The sequence below is a fragment of the Paenibacillus sp. J22P165 genome (genome assembly GCF_059692015.1).
In genome coordinates, this window is record NZ_JCAUAP010000001.1 from 81,949 (window position 1) to 97,602 (window position 15,654).

The window sequence follows — 15,654 nt, forward strand, 5'->3', positions numbered from 1 at the left end:
AGATAAATATCTAAATAAGGAGGGACTCCCATTTGAATGAGGCGTTTAAAGCGTTAGCAGACCCGACTCGTCGTGAAATTTTACAGCTGCTAAGAGAAAAGAGTATGAATGCTGGCGATATTGCTGATCATTTTAAGATTAGTAAGCCGAGTATCTCGCATCATTTGAACCTGCTGAAACAAGCGGGGCTTGTATTGGATGAACGTCAGGGGCAACATATCATGTACACCTTGCACACTACGGTTGTTGAAGACGTTATCGGATGGATGTTTAACATACTTAACAAAAAAGATCAGGAGGAACAGTCATGAAGAAATGGAGAGAAATTTTATTATTTGTGATTAGTCTATCCCCAGCGTTAGGTGGATTAATCCTGTATAATCGTCTTCCAGACACGATGGCAAGTCATTTTGGAGTCAATAATGAAGTAAACGGTACGATGAGCAAAGAAATGTCACTTTTCATGCTGGTACTGTTAGGTCTGCTGCCGCTGTTCATGCGAATTATGAGAGCTATCGATCCGAAGAAAGCAAATTTCGAGAAATTTCCCGCTGCTTATGAGGTTACGCGGTTCGGGGTTTCCATTCTTTTAGCTATTGTAGGTTGGGGGATCATCTTCTTTAACTTGGGGTACAGCCTGGACTTTAAGAAAATGACAATGATTTTGCTGGGCTTGCTGTTTGCCGTGATGGGGAATTTTTTAACGCAAGTGAAGCCTAACTATACATTTGGCATACGAACGCCATGGACACTCGCCAATGAGGAAATTTGGAGGAAAACACATCGTTTAGGTGGTCCGCTTATGATGGTGGGGGGAGTCATTTCGCTGATCGCTGCGTTCTTAACGTCATCAATCGCAATCGTCATTTTTATAGCGGCCATTGTCATTAGTTCCTGTATTCCTATTCTCTACTCTTACGTGATATTCACCCGGCTTTCGAAGTAAATAAGTTATGCTTGAGGCTGCCAGCGATGCGCTGAGCAGTCTTTTTATTACAACGAGTGCCTCTGCCAAACAGATTGCAGATCTGATTCAAGACGTTCAGTCAAATAATCAAGCATCCATAGCATCCATGGATCAAGTGATTGTGACCTTCGAACACGGAAACGATGCAGTCGTTGCTGCAGGGCGTGCTTTTGAGCTTATTGCCAAAGACGTACATGCCATTGCTGCACAAACGCGGGATATTCGCGGAGCATCTCAGCAGGTGTCTGCAAGCACACAACAATTTAGCGTGACGATGGAAGAAATTTCGCATCTCTCCACCCAATTAGCGAAGAATGTGAAATCCGTCAGTAAACGGACCGATCAGCAGGATCAGCTCATTTGTAAAACATCGCAGCTAGCAGATTTATTAGGTGCGTTAAGCGATAAATTAAATGACATCATGAAGACGACAGAGCAGTCATTCGCCCAACCATAGAGGAGAGTGGATAGCTTACATCTGTTTAACACCATTAACGGTTAAACTTGGGGTGTCACTTTTCAAAGCATATTTCCGATTTAACAGAAAGCCGAAGAGGGAAGCAAGTGATTGCTGAAACAGCATCCCAAGCACAACTGGAATCGCCACGGGTGGCGGGAAGTAAGCAACAGCGAGTACCGCGCCCGCACTAATATTTCGCATACCACTGTTAAACGTAAGGGCAACCACGACATCTTGTTCCCAGCGGAATAACTTGGCGACAAGCCAACCCAGCATGTAGCCCAGTGAAGCAACGAGGAGCACGAAGCCTGCTAATCCGAGTAACTTCGCGTTAAAGTCACGTAAATAAGGTGCGATAACGGAGCTATTAATGGCAACGACAACGCCCATGAAAATCTTAGAAAATGGGCCCAAACGGCCTCCCCATTGCTCCTTAATTTTGCCTTGTGTCCATTGATTCAACAGCATGCCGATGAGAGAAGGAACGACGATCATGAAGAATAAGCCTTTCATCATAGCAAACGTATCCAGCTGCACTTTAGTACCGACTAGGACAGAGAGGGTGTAGGGTACGACGAAAGGAGAAAGAATCGTATCCATCAGAATGATCGAAAGTGTTAGCACGATATTGCCTCGATAAATCGCCACCCACACAAAGCTAGTAATTCCTGTAGGAATGGCTGCCGCCAAAATAAGCCCCGTAATCGTCAAAGGTTCGTGACTATAAACAACATGCCCGAGACCTAGCGCGATGAGCGGCATCCCGACATGCAGAATGAATAAAGTAGCTAGCAGCGGAAGCGGTTGAACGACGACTTTGATGAACTCTTTAAAGCTGGAAGAGATGCTTCCTGAAAAAGTCATAAAAGCAAATAACCAAGGCGATAGATAAGTAAATCCAGATAAGTGACTTCCAAGTAGAACCCCGATAAGAACACTTAGGGGAGTGATGAGCGGCAAAATCTTTTCTAATTGTCGATTCAGCTGAGGCAGCATCTAGGTGTACATCCTTTCGTGAACAACCTGATACGCAGGCTGCTAGGTAGAATATATGAGAGGAACGCTTAATGAGCAGTATTGGATTTCATGAAAACAACGATAAACGCATGCATGACCCACGTCAAGGAAAATTGCAAATGAAGGTTAATGCCATAAATAAAAAAACATGCCATCCAAAGATGACATGCTCTGAGATAACATATTTATTTACCAAGTAAAATTTTCGTGTAAGGAGAATCGATCGGCAGCATGATAACAGGCTCTCCTTTAAATGACACCAAGTAACTATCCAACGTACGATAGAAATTGTAGAAGGCAGGGTCCTGGCCATACGCGGTGTTGTAGATTTTGGCCGCTTCTTGCTCGCCTTCAGCCACGATTTTCTTCGCATCTGCTTGGGCTTGCGCGATCAACTCGCTTGCCTGTCTGTCGGCTTTGGAAGTGATTTTTTTGGACTCCTCATCACCCTCGGACAAGTACTTCGCCGCGATCGATTGACGGTCAGAAATCATCCGTTTATACACGCTTTGCTTGTTGGAATCAGGAAGATCCGTGCGCTTGATGCGCACATCAACGATTTGGATACCGTAGTTATCACGTTCCATTAACTCGGAAACTTCCTTCGTAATCTCATCGTTCAAATTACCACGTTGTGTGTTTTCGCTAATGATATCGCTGTAATTGATCTCTGACAATTTCCGTCTGACGGTGTTGTACACAGCAGCATCAATACGCTCTTCTCCGCCAGTAATTGATTGAATCGTACGCAAGAACTGCTGCGCATCATCGATCCGCCATACCGTATAGTTATCAACTTCGATTGGCTTCTTATCTTTGGTCAAAATGGAAGTGGGCTTACTATCATACACCATTTGATATTTAGGAAGCGTACGAACGGATTCGATGAATGGAATTTTAAAATGAATGCCAGGTTCTGTTTGGATACGAACCGCTTCTCCAAATTTGAGAACGACTCGGTATTGCCCCTCTTTAACAATAAATAAGGAGATCAAGAAGAGAAAAACGATAACTACACCAAGGATGGATCTAAGAATCCATTTACGTTGTAAGGTCATTTCGCAGCTCCTCCTTGCGTCGTGCCGGTTGCAGTGCCAGTTGCAGTGCCAGTTGCAGTACCAGGTGGGCGCAACAGCTCGTTAATTGGTAAGTATTTAACCGTTTCGCCAGTGCTGTCACTGATAAAAATTTTGGCATTCGGCAATATTTTTTCTAACGTCTCGATGATAAGCCTGCTCTCTGTAACTGATTTATTGTTCGCATATTCCGCATACAGGGCGTTAAACTTCGCTACATCCCCCTGCGCATTCAAAATCCGTGATTTCTTCTGAGCTTCGGCATTTTCAAGCAGTGCTTGAGCGTTACCGCGCTCCCTTGGCAGGATATCATTTTCGTATTTCGTCGCCACGTTAATTTTCGTGTTTTTCTCTTCACGTGCATTGGTTACATCTTTAAAAGCATTTTGCACATCGCCTGCTGGCGGCTCGATATCTTGGAACTTCAAATCGACAATATGAATACCTGTTTGATATTTGGTTTGCATGTCAATCAATCGTTCTTTGACCTTGCCTTGGACCTCGGTCTTACCTTCAGTTATGGCAAAGTCTAAGGCTGTAGCACCAATAACTGAACGAATTGCTGCACTCGCGGAGTTGCGAAGGAACAATTCAGCATTATCAATATTGTACAAGTAGTTACGCATGTCACTGATATTCCATTCCACAACAGCATCAGCGGACAAAATATTTTCATCCCCCGTAATCATCATCGCTTCTTCTTCTACGGGAGTAATTTTACCACCCACTTCACGGAAGCCAATTTGGATGCGTTGTGTCTTTTTAGCAGGAAGGACAATGACCTGTTGAATCGGAAAAGGGAGTTTAAAGTGCAGCCCAGCTTCCTTCTCGGTCGTATATTTGCCTAATGTTAAAATAGCCGCTTTCTCATGCTCCTGTACCGTGTAGAAGGTGGAAGATCCGAAAATAAGGGCGAGAACGATAACAAGGCCGATAACAATTTTGGTCATCAAGCCTGGCGGGAGGGAAGAGGGTCTTCGTCGATCGGGTTCTGGCAGTACAAATGGTTCCATGGCAAACACCCCTTAATATAAGATTTACTGATATGCTATACGGGAAGTTTTGGAAATGGTTTCAATAGGGAGACGTAATTCTCAGCATGCTGAGAAAGGACAGGTCGATGGCAAGTGGAGATGGAAAATTGTTATTTCCAAGAGTTGGTTGTCATGCTATGATATTGAGTAATTGCATACGAATGAATCCCTAGGGGCGCCGAGAGGCTGAGACAGTGTAGACTGAACCCTTTGAACCTGATCTGGTTTATGCCAGCGGAGGAAAGTGGAACGAGCTTTGGAGCCAATTTAATCGCTATTTATGATTAGGCAGCCTACAACCACTTTTCTGAGGAAAGTGGTTTTTTTGTGTTTCACGACGATGTCAGGATCGTTGTTTGCATATGAGGATAGGGGATGTTTGCTGGAGAGGAAGTGAGCGATAGGTGTCGGAGAAAGAGTTGCATGTCATATCGGACGGGAAGATTTCATGGTCTGAACTGGCAAAGATTGCGCTTGAGATTTACCCGTATATCACGGCGATCCATATTCGGGAGAAAATGAAGTCCTTGGACGAAGTGTTTATCGGTGTGCAGTACTTATTGGAGAAAGGGATTCCAGCTAAGCGTGTGTACGTCAACGGATTTCCTTCTATTGCTCTAGCCTTGCAGACAGGCGGGGTTCAGCTCCCAGGCACGACGCCATCGCTCGTTATTCAAGATGAATTATGCCGGGGGATACAACGAATCGGAGTGTCCGTGCATCATGCAGACGAGGCAAAATGGCGTGAAAAAGAGGGGGCCGACTATGTCATGTTCGGTCATATTTTTGCAACAAACTCCAAGCAAGGAGTGCCGCCTAGGGGTTTGGAGCAGTTAAGACAAGTAGTTAACGAGGTTAACATTCCTGTTATTGCGATAGGCGGGATGACGCCTGCGAGGGTAAAGTCCGTTCTGGATGCAGGAGCATCTGGAATCGCGGTGATGAGCGGAGTATGGGAAGCGGCGGATCCTCTGGGAGCCGTGCTGGCTTATAAAGATCAGCTTAGACAGATTGAGGTGAGTTGAATGTCAGTAACAAGATCAGATGTCATCATCATTGGCGGTGGCGTTATTGGTACATCTATCGCGTATTTCTTAGCGAAAAGAGGGAAATCCGTCACGCTGCTAGAGCGCAGCCAGCTAGGCACGGAAGCCTCGGCTGCCGCAGCAGGCATGCTCGGCGCGCAGTCCGAGATGGAAGACACGGGCGCCCTGTTCCAGTGGGCGCGCCTGAGTAGATCGATGTTCCCCGAGCTCAGCGGGGAACTTCGAGAACTCACGGGCATCGACATCGGTCTCGTCCGTGAGGGGCTGCTGAACGTCGCGCTCAGCGACGTTCAAGAACAGGAGCTGCGCGCGCGGGCGGAGCTTCAACGCGCTGCGGGCGAGAAGGCCCAATGGCTCAGCGCCGCTGAAGCCACGGCCATGGAGCCCGCGCTGAGCGAAGCGACGCGCGGAGCCCTCTACCTGCCCGAAGATGGGCAGGTAGACGCTCCGCTGCTTGCGGCGGCATTCGCGCAGGCGGCGCAAGTGCTTGGGGCGAAGGTGCAACCGTTCGCCCAGGTGCAAGGGCTGCTGACCGCGCAGGAGCGCGTCATCGGCGTGCAGACGGCCGCCGGTCCGCTCTACAGCGACCACGTGGTCGTCGCCGCAGGCACGTGGAGCGGTCAGCTGTTGGGGAGCATCGGCGTCGAGTTGCCGATGTATCCCGTGAAGGGCGAGTGCTTCTCCGTAAGGATGCCGAAGCCTTTATTAAAGAAAACCCTGTTCTCGCCAGGGTGCTATATCGTGCCGAAAGCCGGCGGACGGCTGGTGGTCGGCGCGACGGTCGTGCCGAACAGCTATGACCGCAAGGTGTCGCTTTCGGGCTTAGCCGAGCTGATGGAACGCGCGCGGGAGCTGATGCCCGCTCTCGGCGACGCAGAGTGGGAGAAGGCTTGGTCGGGGCTGCGTCCGCAGACAGCCGACGGGCTGCCTTACATCGGCAAAGTGCCGACGGTGGAGGGTCTGTATACAGCGTGCGGTCATTACCGCAACGGAATTCTTTTGAGCCCGATCACCGGGAGGGTGATAGCGGATTGGATTGTGGGCGGAGAAGTCGCAGGTGAACAAGGGAATCGTGCGATAGCCCCTTGGCTGGATGCCTTCAGCCCGGATTTTTCGCCAAATACGAAGCGAGTGAGTCAGCAGGATCAGGACACATTTTCAGCGACAGGAAAGGAATTGATAAGCATTGAAACTGCACATTAATGGTCAACAGGTTGACGTGCCTGACACGATTCGTACAGTTGTGGAGTTGCTGGCACACTTCGATTTAAGCGACAAAATGCTCGTGGTCGAGCACAACGCAGCCATTTTACATAAAGAGGATCACGCTAGAGCTGAGCTTGCAGAAGGACACAAAATTGAGATCGTTCATTTCGTTGGAGGAGGATAAAAATATGTTAAAAATCGGTCCATATGAGTTTCGTTCACGTTTATTGCTAGGTACGGGGAAGTTTCCTGATTTTCAAATTCAAAAACAAGCGGTGGATATCAGCGAGTCTCAAATTCTAACGTTTGCGGTACGACGGATGAATATATTTGAGGCGAGTCAGCCGAATTTCCTGTCGATGCTGGACACGTCGAATTTCACATTGCTTCCGAATACCGCTGGTGCCAAAACAGCTGAAGAAGCCGTCCGCATCGCACGGTTAGCCAAAGCATCAGGCTTGTGTGACATGATCAAAGTCGAGGTTATTGGGGATGAAATGACGCTGTTACCCGATCCCGTGGAAACGCTGAAAGCATCAGAAATGCTGCTGGAGGAAGGCTTTATCGTACTTCCATATACATCGGACGATGTGTTATTAGCTAAACGTCTGCAAGCACTTGGCGTACATGCGATCATGCCTGGTGCATCACCGATAGGCACGGGTCAAGGGATCATTAATCCGTTGAATCTGAGCTTCATCATCGAACAGGCGACAGTTCCTGTCATCGTGGATGCAGGGATTGGTGCACCTTCGGATGCGTCTTTGGCAATGGAAATGGGAGCAGATGGTGTACTGCTGAACACAGCAGTATCCGGTGCGAAGGATCCTGTCAAAATGGCTTATGCCATGAAACTCGCGATCGAAGCTGGACGCGCCGGTTTCGAAGCAGGCCGCATTCCGAAGAAGCGTTACGCGTCGGCGAGCTCTCCGATGGATGGATTGAGCCGCGTATAGGTTGTGACTAGTGCTCGCTGAGGCGGGGGATGACTCCTACGCCCATTCATGTGGGCACTATCCCATTGGCTCAGGATATGGTTGAACGTTTGCTGACCTGAGCCAAGGGGATAGTGGCGATATAGGCATCTGATTGAGAACATAGATGGATGATAAAAGAGCTGCTGAGATGATGGGGATAGCGAGTGAGAGAGGGGGACTATCATGGCGATTTACAAAGCATTGACGATTGCCGGATCGGATAGTGGCGGTGGCGCTGGTATTCAGGCGGATTTGAAAACATTTCAAGAACTCGGCGTGTACGGCATGTCCGTGATTACGGCTGTAACGGCGCAGAATACACTGGGTGTGCAAGGGGTTTACCCGATGAGCGCGGAAGCGATTGAACGTCAGTTGGCGTCTATTGGGGAAGATTTGCGACCTGATGCTTTGAAAACAGGGATGCTTTTTAGCGGCGATATTATTCGTGTTGTAGCGGCGGCGATTCAGAAATTTGGTTGGAATCAGATTGTGGTTGATCCTGTGATGATAGCCAAGGGTGGAGCTTCGCTCTTGCAGCAGGAGGCGATAGAAGCGATGATCCATTCGTTGTTGCCACTTGCTGATGTGGTGACGCCTAACATCCCTGAAGCAGAGGCGCTTAGCGGGATAGCGATTACGGATGCAGATTCTCGTCAAAAAGCAGCCTTGCGAATTCATGAGTACGGATGCAAGCATGTGATGATCAAAGGTGGCCATGAAGCGAATACGGAGCAAGCAACGGACTTGCTGTATGATGGAGTTTCCTTTACCGAGTTCACTTCGAAACGATTGGTTACGCAGCACACACACGGAACAGGCTGTACATTTGCAGCGGCCTTGACGTCAGGATTGGCGCAAGGACACACGACGAAGGCTTCTTTACAACTGGCAAAAAGCTTCATTCAAGCTGCTATTTCGAAGCCTTTACATATCGGAAGCGGGCATGGCCCGACGAATCATTGGGCCTATCAGCAGGGTGTTCGAGCTGCTGACATGAAAAATACGGCCACACGAGGTGTACGATGAGCTTGAATCAGGAGCAGCTGCGCAAGGCGCTGCGTTTGTATTTAGTGATGGGCAGCCCGAATTGTGGGGGGGCTGACCCGTATGAAGTGCTGGAAGCCGCCATCGACGGCGGCATCACAATGTTCCAGCTGCGCGAGAAGGGCCCCGGCGCCCTGCAGGGGCCGGAGCTGCTCGCGCTGGGCGCGCGGCTGCGCCGCCTTTGCGCGCAGCGCGGGATCCCGTTCATCGTGAACGATGATGAACGGCTGGCTCTAGAGCTTGAGGCCGATGGCATTCATATCGGCCAAGAGGATGCTCCAGCCGCCGCGGTGCGGAAGCGGCTGCCGAATATGATCGTGGGCGTATCGGCCCACGATCTGGGCGAAGCCCAGTCGGCGCTGGCGGAAGGCGCCGACTATCTTGGCGTAGGCCCCCAGTACGCCACGCGCACGAAGCTCGATGCGCGTGAGGTCCAGGGGCCTGCCGTACTAACGCGGATGCGCGCAGGCGGCATCCAGCTACCGCTCGTGGGCATCGGTGGGATCGATGCCACCAATGCCGGCGCCGTCATCCGCGCAGGGGCGGACGGCGTGGCGGTAGTGAGCGCCATCGCGGGTGCGCGCTCACCGCGTGAAGCTGCTGAAGCGCTACGGGTGCTGCTTAGCATTGCGAGTTCGAACACCGACTGACAACACTTTCTCTCCACATCAAATCATGGAATATCAACTGACAAAAATCAATATCTGTTATCTGCCATTCAGCGAATTGGAACGATGAGAGAAGATAGGAATGTTACGATAAAGAAGAGTTGAGTTCGTGGATGCTAGGATTGAGATTAAGGATGTCAGAATGGAAAGTAAGGTTATCACGCGAGCTAGATTAGTGAGATCGCGCATGAGAGAGTGGTAGTGGCTCTATTTACACTTGATAGATGGAATAAGTGTTAATAGATGCCAAATTACGAATAAACTTTGCATTTTCTTGGAGACGTTTCTACCTTTATTGGTGACAGAAACGTCCCTTTTTGCTACCATAGTAGAAAGCTTAATTTCGGTAACCCTTTAAAGCGGTGAAATGTCGCATAGACAAAGGTCTGGTACTGAATCAAAAGGTATCGGAAACCGCAATTGACATAGATTCTGTTTAGCATTATGATACGGTTAAAAAGATTTGACCGTCGTTTAATTAATCTCCATACGAGATTAAAAGTTGACTAAGAGGCGCATGTTGCAAGACTTTTACGAGAGAAATACTCGTTCTAGCATCTAGTACATACGTTCAGCTTGGAACTAGAGAGGGAGGTCGGATCCGCGATGAAGCTGCAGCCTGTTTATATCATTGAAGAACTCGAACAACTCAAAACCATAAGTGATCCACTTCGTGCTAGGGTACTGCTTTATTTAATAGAGAAAGCTTATACCGGGCAACAACTGGCTAAGTTGTTAGGCATGGCGCGCGCCAAGGTGCATTATCATTTGAATGAGCTGGAGCGTCATAATTTGATTTTTGTTGTTCGTACGGAGCTTAAGAATGGTATTGTGCAAAAATTCTATCGTGCCGTAGCACGCGGTTTTGTGCCTGGTGAGAATTTGCTTCCGTATGTTTCTGAGGTGGAAAATTATTATCGAGAACGTACTTTGAGCGTACTTGGACATGCTAGAAACAGAGCGATTCATGCGCCTGAAGAGGCGTTTCAAATTCCATCACCCGATCGATCCCAATGGCCAATTCTCATGACGCAGGTTGAAGTCAAAATGAGTAAAGCGAAATTTACTGAATGGTTGAGGAAGTTTCGCGCTCTAATTTACGAGCTTGATGCTGAACAAGAAGAACACGGGGATTGGTTCTATTTGACCACGGTTGGCTTCCAAACGCATGAAAGGGGCTTTGACCCAATCGAACCCGCGAACGAAGAGGAGAGATAACAAATGTTGGATCCTAGACTAACAAAGCTAGCAGACGTATTGGTGAATTATTCAGTTAAGGCACAGCCAGGTGAAAATATTTTAATCGAAGCTTACGGCATTGATAATGCGCTTGTGAAGGAAATTGTGAAGAAGGTGCACGCAGCGGGTGCGCATCCTTTTGTAAACCTACGTGATCATGCTGTCATTCGTCAGCTGGTTATGGAAGGTACGGAAGCGCAAATGCAGACTTGGGCTGACGCTGATGCGTTTCAAATGAAACAAATGCAAGGCTACATAGGTGTACGCGGCGGAGCTAATATCTATGAACTGTCGGATATCCCAGCAGATCGGATGAAGCTTTATAATTCCGTGTATTATCAACAGGTTCATTTCGATGTCCGCATCAAGGATACGAGATGGGTAGTTCTACGTTATCCAACGTCTTCGATGGCGCAGCTTGCTAGCATGAGCACGGATGCGTTCGAGGATTTCTATTTTAATGTGTGCACGATGGATTATGGCAAAATGTCTAAAGCAATGGATCCATTGAAAGAGCTTATGGATCGCACAGATAAAGTGCGCCTAGTAGGCCCAGGAACGGATTTAACTTTCTCCATCAAAGGGATCGGCGGCGTGAAATGCGACGGAGAACTGAACATTCCAGATGGCGAAGTGTACTCGGCTCCAGTGCGTGATTCCGTTAACGGGGTCATTTCTTATAATACACCGTCACCGCATGACGGCTTTATCTTTGAGAATGTTGTGCTTCATTTCGAGAATGGTAAAATTGTTAAAGCGACTGCGAATGATACAGATCGCATTAATGAGATTTTTGATATGGATGAAGGCGCACGTTATGTTGGTGAGTTCGCGATCGGCGTGAATCCTTACATTCAGCACCCGATGAAGGATATTCTGTTCGATGAGAAAATCGACGGCAGCTTCCACTTCACGCCTGGTAATTGTTATGATGATGCGTACAATGGCAACAAATCCTCGCTCCACTGGGATATGGTTAATATCCAACGTCCGGAATACGGCGGCGGCGAAATTTGGTTTGACGATGTATTGATCCGTAAGGACGGTATCTTTGTATTGCCTGAGCTTCTCGTTTTGAATCCAGAAAACCTGAAATAGGTTTCTCGTTGTATTAAAAAAGGTTGTCCATCGTCATAGACGTGGGCAACCTCTTTTTTGTTGCAGATAAGATTTAGGGTTTATTGATTTTTTAATTGTTGCACAAGCTTCTTAGGTGCAGTCCGCGCATACCCTTCGACGATTAAATCTTGAATTTCAGTCCATGGCACAAGGTCAACCTTTAGGATACTCACCCAGCCATGACGGCCGATGTAAGGCGTTTTTTGATAGGCTGTACCCTCTTGACCTAGCAGGAATTCTTGGGTCGTAAGCTCGGTTTTGAGTGCTGTTGAGACTTGACCATCTGTCTCGCCAAGCATGATGAAGGGCTTGTCTTTCACACGAAAAGTCGTATGACCAAATTCATCTACCTTTTCTTCGACTTCAGGAAGCTTGGTGCAAAAATCTCGAAATCTGGCTAGATGGGCCAAACTCGAAGGGGATTGAAGCTGATGATGAGACACAAGGTTCAACTCCTATCATGCATTTGATGTTAAATTCGGCGTTGCTGTGACTGGTACTGTCGAGGCGGCAGTCCGACGGCTTTCTTAAACGTCCGAATGAAGTTCGAATAATCGTTGAAGCCCGCTAACTGACAAGTGTCGGTGACCGTAGAGCCTTCTCGCAGCAAATGCTTAGCCCTTGCAATACGTTTGAACAGGATGTGCTCGTGAATCGTGCTGCCTGTATGTTTTTTGAATAGTCGGCATAGGTAAGAACGGTTCATAAAAACGACTTGCTCCAGAACCTCTAGCGACAGGTCTTGTTCCAAATTTTCATCAATGTAGGTAAAGAGTGAGGAGAGCTTGTCCGGCATCATGACTTGCTCTTCTTGTTTACCTTGATTTTGAAAGATCCGATTAATAAAAACGAGCAGTTCAATAAATGTGGATACGTATAAAATCTCGGAACCTGGCAGTGCCTGCGGACGGCGATGCATCTCCATGCGGTCATAGAGCTTCATGATGTCGTCAATTTGCGGCGGCGTCAGTCTCATTCGATTTTGCTCACCAAATACCCGATTATCAAAACAATCCAACAAGTTGAACTGTTGAGAATTGAATTGCTGGAGAATTGCAGGATTGAAGTGAATAACGACGTTCTCGTAACGCTGTTTTTTGGACTGAAAATTAGGCCGATGGAGCTCGTTGCTATGCATAATCAGCAGGTCGCCATACTGTAAGGGATAGACTTGCTTTTCGATAAAATAATGAACGTCACCTGTAAGGAAAAAGTAGATTTCATATTGGTCCTGATGCTGGTGGAAGTCCAGTGGAATCGGATTATGGGTCACCGCGTGTCGAAAAGTCAACAACTGATGAAGATTATTGTACATTTCCTGCATATGAAGATCTCCTTGTCTGGAGTTGGAGTCAATATAAGCAAACTTTTGCCCAATTAATGCAATGAATACGTTTTTATTATACTGCAAAATATAGGAGAGATAAACATTTAACCTAATCTTGCTTATACCTAAGGAGGCTTATATATGAAATTATCCGTATTTACTGTAGCTACACCAGATTTGACACCAGAAGAGCTTGCTAAAGCGGCCGCTGCTGCTGGTATTACTGGCATTGAGTGGCGCTTCAAAGATATCCCTGCAAATGCAATTGGACAAAAGCCTTCCTTCTGGGGAAATAACCTATGCTCGATCGACCCAGCGGCGTCTGATGCAGAACTTGAGCGTTTTAAGCAGGCTGCATTGAACGAAAATTTAGTGAACCTAAGCATTACACCTTATCTGAATAACTGTGATGTTGCGGAAACAGAGAATGTTTTCAAAGCTGCTCAAAAGGTCGGCGTACCTTTCATCCGCGTGGGTGTACCTGGTTACGATAAAAGCCAAAACTACAATGATTTGTTCGCCAAAGCGGTGGACTACCTTCACCATGTACAAGAGCTTTCTCAACAGTATGGTGTGAAAGGTCTAGTTGAAACACATCACAATACGATCACAGCGAGTGCTGGATTGGCGCATCGACTTGTATCTGGTTTCAAACCAGAGCACATTGGTGTCCTTCACGATGCAGGTAACATGGTGCATGAAGGCTTCGAGAACCACCGTATGGGTCTTGAATTGCTAGGACCTTACCTTGCACACGTGCATGTCAAAAATGCTGCATGGACGCTTACAGGCGAAGAACAAGACGGCATTAAGCTTTGGAAAAGTGACTGGTCACCGATTGATGCGGGTATCGTGAACTGGAAGCAAGTGCTTGGTGATTTGAAAGCAGTTGGCTACGACGGCTACCTCGGTATTGAAGACTTCAGCTGTCAATTCGGGACAGTTGAGATGCTGAATAACTTCTCAGCGAAAGTGAAGCAATGGTTGGCTTAATGGCATAAAAGAAAAACCTTCAAACCACGGACAGTGGGTTGAAGGTTTTTTGTGTTCATCAAGATGGATTAAACGATGGTTGCAGCATCACAATCGCTCGAATCGCAGCATCAATTTCCCGTTCAATAGCGCCAGAAACGACATCCGTATGCGGATTGTATACTTCCCGTAAATCAGCGTCTGCGTAGCCATCTAAAGCGACGATGGCACCAGCACGCACGCCACGCAACGTAGCGATGATATAGAGGGCAGCAATTTCCATCTCAACAGCCAAAGCGCCAGCTTGCTTGTATTTACGATGCGGGAATTCCTCGACCCCTTGGAAGAAAGCATCCAAGGTAACGGTAATCCCTTGCTTTACGAGTCCATCTGTCTCGGACGCGGCTTCAAACAGCGCGCGTGTAACAGCGTGATCAGCTACCGCAGGGAAGCCATGAGGCACTAACTGGCGAGTTAAGCCTTCTTCACGTACCGCCGCGGTGCTTACAACGAGGCTGCCAGGAGGAACATCGGCTGAGTAGGAACCAGCGGTTCCGACGCGAATCAGTGTTGTGACGCCGCCTTTGATGAGCTCCTCGAAGCAAACAGCAGCGCCAGGGGATCCAACGCCATGGCTCACAACGGTGAGGGGCACGCCATCCTTTTCGCCAACGAAGGTGCGATATTCCCGGCTGAAAGAGAGCTCACGTGCGTTGTCCAGCTTGCGTGAAATGGCTTCTGCTCGGAACGGATCGCCGCAGACAATGGCATAGGGAGTTAAATCTTCCGAATTGACTTGTAAGATAGATAAAAGCAACTTAATCGAACTCCTTTCTGACCCACTCATCTTCAGGGATTGGAATGGCTTCGCCGGAGAAGCGCTGTTCTTCGAACGGGTCTGCGACGTTATGGAAGCCATTACGTTCCCAGAAGCCCTCGCGATCTTCCGCCATGAACTCGATACCGCGAATCCATTTTGCACTTTTCCAGAAATACAAATGTGGAACAACGAGTCGGAGCGGCCAGCCGTGTTTAAGCGTAAGCGGCTCTCCATCGTAACTCATCGCCAGCAAGATATCGTCACCCATCAGATCAGCGAGCGGCACATTCGTTTCGTAGTCATGATCTGCATGCAGCATGACAAATTTTCCTTCTGGTTTCACATCAATCAGTTGAAGGAAATCTCTGAAGCGCACACCTTCCCAGACTGTATCCAGCTTGGACCAACGGGTCACACAGTGAATGTCGCATTGGATTTGTGTACGAGGCAGGGCTAGTATGTCGTCGTAGCTGAATGTTTTCTCTTCGGCTACTTGTCCAAAAACACGCAAGGACCATGTGGACATATCGTAGTCCGGCACTTCACCCTCATGTAAAATAGGGAATCGCTCCGTGACCATTTGCCCCGGTGGAATTCTACCCGCAAGCTCCTGTGGTACATCTACAGCGGGAATTTGCATGCGCTTGATGCGCTCCGCTTTGGTGTCTTTGCTCATCTGTTA

Annotated in this window: 19 protein-coding genes and 1 riboswitch; of the genes, 12 read left to right on the forward strand and 7 right to left on the reverse strand. The window is 48.0% G+C overall.

What is annotated here, in order from left to right:
• Positions 1-32 precede the first annotated feature (32 nt).
• Genes AC58QM_RS00335 through AC58QM_RS00345 form a run of 3 tightly spaced genes read left to right on the forward strand, consistent with a single transcriptional unit; the run spans position 33 to position 1,424 of the window.
• Positions 33-311 carry an autorepressor SdpR family transcription factor gene (locus AC58QM_RS00335; RefSeq protein ID WP_497280392.1) on the forward strand — a complete coding sequence of 93 codons (279 nt, stop codon included), beginning with the start codon at positions 33-35 and terminating at the stop codon, positions 309-311.
• Positions 308-946, forward strand: a complete 639-nt coding sequence (locus AC58QM_RS00340; RefSeq protein ID WP_497280394.1) for an SdpI family protein — start codon at positions 308-310, stop codon at positions 944-946. The genes AC58QM_RS00335 and AC58QM_RS00340 overlap by 4 nt, the downstream gene beginning before the upstream one ends.
• A 7-nt stretch (positions 947-953) precedes the next feature.
• Positions 954-1,424 carry a methyl-accepting chemotaxis protein gene (locus AC58QM_RS00345; RefSeq protein WP_497280396.1) on the forward strand — a complete coding sequence of 157 codons (471 nt, stop codon included), beginning with the start codon at positions 954-956 and terminating at the stop codon, positions 1,422-1,424.
• Between the two features lie 15 nt (positions 1,425-1,439).
• On the opposite strand, the gene AC58QM_RS00350 is transcribed toward AC58QM_RS00345, so the two are convergent.
• From AC58QM_RS00350 to hflK, 3 genes are all read right to left on the reverse strand, one after another.
• Positions 1,440-2,423: a bile acid:sodium symporter family protein gene (locus tag AC58QM_RS00350; protein ID WP_497280398.1), complete on the reverse strand. Its 984-nt coding sequence runs from the start codon at positions 2,421-2,423 to the stop codon at positions 1,440-1,442.
• Between the two features lie 206 nt (positions 2,424-2,629).
• The gene (hflC, locus tag AC58QM_RS00355; protein ID WP_497280400.1) at positions 2,630-3,502 is read right to left on the reverse strand and encodes a protease modulator HflC; all 873 of its coding nucleotides are present in this window, start codon (positions 3,500-3,502) and stop codon (positions 2,630-2,632) included.
• Positions 3,499-4,533 carry an FtsH protease activity modulator HflK gene (hflK, locus tag AC58QM_RS00360; protein ID WP_497280402.1) on the reverse strand — a complete coding sequence of 345 codons (1,035 nt, stop codon included), beginning with the start codon at positions 4,531-4,533 and terminating at the stop codon, positions 3,499-3,501. Before hflK ends, hflC begins: the two co-directional genes overlap by 4 nt.
• A gap of 182 nt (positions 4,534-4,715) precedes the next feature.
• Positions 4,716-4,814: riboswitch (TPP riboswitch) on the forward strand.
• A 144-nt stretch (positions 4,815-4,958) separates the two neighbouring features.
• On the opposite strand from hflK, the gene AC58QM_RS00365 reads away from it, so the two are divergent.
• From AC58QM_RS00365 to AC58QM_RS00400, 8 genes are all read left to right on the forward strand, one after another.
• Positions 4,959-5,579, forward strand: coding sequence for a thiamine phosphate synthase (locus tag AC58QM_RS00365; protein WP_497280404.1), 621 nt, complete (start codon positions 4,959-4,961; stop codon positions 5,577-5,579).
• Positions 5,580-6,803 carry a glycine oxidase ThiO gene (gene thiO / locus AC58QM_RS00370; RefSeq protein ID WP_497280406.1) on the forward strand — a complete coding sequence of 408 codons (1,224 nt, stop codon included), beginning with the start codon at positions 5,580-5,582 and terminating at the stop codon, positions 6,801-6,803.
• Positions 6,787-6,990: a sulfur carrier protein ThiS gene (gene thiS / locus AC58QM_RS00375; protein ID WP_497280408.1), complete on the forward strand. Its 204-nt coding sequence runs from the start codon at positions 6,787-6,789 to the stop codon at positions 6,988-6,990. The genes thiO and thiS overlap by 17 nt, the downstream gene beginning before the upstream one ends.
• A gap of 4 nt (positions 6,991-6,994) precedes the next feature.
• Positions 6,995-7,762 (forward strand): thiazole synthase, encoded by a 768-nt coding sequence (locus tag AC58QM_RS00380; RefSeq protein WP_056608186.1) that lies wholly within the window; start codon positions 6,995-6,997, stop codon positions 7,760-7,762.
• A gap of 204 nt (positions 7,763-7,966) precedes the next feature.
• On the forward strand, positions 7,967-8,809 hold the full coding sequence (gene thiD / locus AC58QM_RS00385) for a bifunctional hydroxymethylpyrimidine kinase/phosphomethylpyrimidine kinase (protein ID WP_497280410.1): 843 nt from the start codon (positions 7,967-7,969) through the stop codon (positions 8,807-8,809).
• Positions 8,806-9,477: a thiamine phosphate synthase gene (gene thiE, locus AC58QM_RS00390; RefSeq protein WP_497280412.1), complete on the forward strand. Its 672-nt coding sequence runs from the start codon at positions 8,806-8,808 to the stop codon at positions 9,475-9,477. Before thiD ends, thiE begins: the two co-directional genes overlap by 4 nt.
• 624 nt (positions 9,478-10,101) lie before the next feature.
• A complete protein-coding gene (locus AC58QM_RS00395) occupies positions 10,102-10,713 on the forward strand; it encodes an ArsR/SmtB family transcription factor (RefSeq protein ID WP_497280414.1) in 612 nt (203 codons plus the stop codon).
• A 3-nt stretch (positions 10,714-10,716) separates the two neighbouring features.
• Positions 10,717-11,832 (forward strand): aminopeptidase, encoded by a 1,116-nt coding sequence (locus tag AC58QM_RS00400; protein ID WP_310499623.1) that lies wholly within the window; start codon positions 10,717-10,719, stop codon positions 11,830-11,832.
• Positions 11,833-11,912: 80 nt separating this feature from the next.
• Here the strand turns inward: AC58QM_RS00400 and AC58QM_RS00405 are convergent, their stop codons facing one another.
• Both AC58QM_RS00405 and AC58QM_RS00410 read right to left on the reverse strand, forming a co-directional pair.
• Positions 11,913-12,296 (reverse strand): MmcQ/YjbR family DNA-binding protein, encoded by a 384-nt coding sequence (locus AC58QM_RS00405; protein ID WP_497280416.1) that lies wholly within the window; start codon positions 12,294-12,296, stop codon positions 11,913-11,915.
• Between the two features lie 29 nt (positions 12,297-12,325).
• Positions 12,326-13,177: a helix-turn-helix domain-containing protein gene (locus tag AC58QM_RS00410; RefSeq protein ID WP_497280418.1), complete on the reverse strand. Its 852-nt coding sequence runs from the start codon at positions 13,175-13,177 to the stop codon at positions 12,326-12,328.
• Between the two features lie 144 nt (positions 13,178-13,321).
• Here AC58QM_RS00410 and AC58QM_RS00415 point away from each other — a divergent pair, with 144 nt between their 5' ends.
• Positions 13,322-14,173 (forward strand): sugar phosphate isomerase/epimerase family protein, encoded by an 852-nt coding sequence (locus AC58QM_RS00415; protein ID WP_497280420.1) that lies wholly within the window; start codon positions 13,322-13,324, stop codon positions 14,171-14,173.
• A 58-nt stretch (positions 14,174-14,231) separates the two neighbouring features.
• Here the strand turns inward: AC58QM_RS00415 and AC58QM_RS00420 are convergent, their stop codons facing one another.
• A complete protein-coding gene (locus AC58QM_RS00420) occupies positions 14,232-14,969 on the reverse strand; it encodes a nucleoside phosphorylase (RefSeq protein WP_497280422.1) in 738 nt (245 codons plus the stop codon).
• A gap of 1 nt (position 14,970) precedes the next feature.
• Positions 14,971-15,648 (reverse strand): sulfite oxidase-like oxidoreductase, encoded by a 678-nt coding sequence (locus AC58QM_RS00425; protein ID WP_497280423.1) that lies wholly within the window; start codon positions 15,646-15,648, stop codon positions 14,971-14,973.
• Positions 15,649-15,654: the final 6 nt, after the last annotated feature.

Coding starts and splice junctions, on each gene's coding strand:
- AC58QM_RS00340 (WP_497280394.1), top strand. CDS start 308: ATGAAGAAATGGAGAGAAATTTTATTATTTGTGATTAGTCTATCCCCA.
- AC58QM_RS00345 (WP_497280396.1), top strand. CDS start 954: ATGCTTGAGGCTGCCAGCGATGCGCTGAGCAGTCTTTTTATTACAACG.
- AC58QM_RS00350 (WP_497280398.1), bottom strand. CDS start 2,423: ATGCTGCCTCAGCTGAATCGACAATTAGAAAAGATTTTGCCGCTCATC.
- hflC (WP_497280400.1), bottom strand. CDS start 3,502: ATGACCTTACAACGTAAATGGATTCTTAGATCCATCCTTGGTGTAGTT.
- hflK (WP_497280402.1), bottom strand. CDS start 4,533: ATGGAACCATTTGTACTGCCAGAACCCGATCGACGAAGACCCTCTTCC.
- thiO (WP_497280406.1), top strand. CDS start 5,580: ATGTCAGTAACAAGATCAGATGTCATCATCATTGGCGGTGGCGTTATT.
- AC58QM_RS00380 (WP_056608186.1), top strand. CDS start 6,995: ATGTTAAAAATCGGTCCATATGAGTTTCGTTCACGTTTATTGCTAGGT.
- thiD (WP_497280410.1), top strand. CDS start 7,967: ATGGCGATTTACAAAGCATTGACGATTGCCGGATCGGATAGTGGCGGT.
- thiE (WP_497280412.1), top strand. CDS start 8,806: ATGAGCTTGAATCAGGAGCAGCTGCGCAAGGCGCTGCGTTTGTATTTA.
- AC58QM_RS00395 (WP_497280414.1), top strand. CDS start 10,102: ATGAAGCTGCAGCCTGTTTATATCATTGAAGAACTCGAACAACTCAAA.
- AC58QM_RS00400 (WP_310499623.1), top strand. CDS start 10,717: ATGTTGGATCCTAGACTAACAAAGCTAGCAGACGTATTGGTGAATTAT.
- AC58QM_RS00410 (WP_497280418.1), bottom strand. CDS start 13,177: ATGCAGGAAATGTACAATAATCTTCATCAGTTGTTGACTTTTCGACAC.
- AC58QM_RS00415 (WP_497280420.1), top strand. CDS start 13,322: ATGAAATTATCCGTATTTACTGTAGCTACACCAGATTTGACACCAGAA.
- AC58QM_RS00425 (WP_497280423.1), bottom strand. CDS start 15,648: ATGAGCAAAGACACCAAAGCGGAGCGCATCAAGCGCATGCAAATTCCC.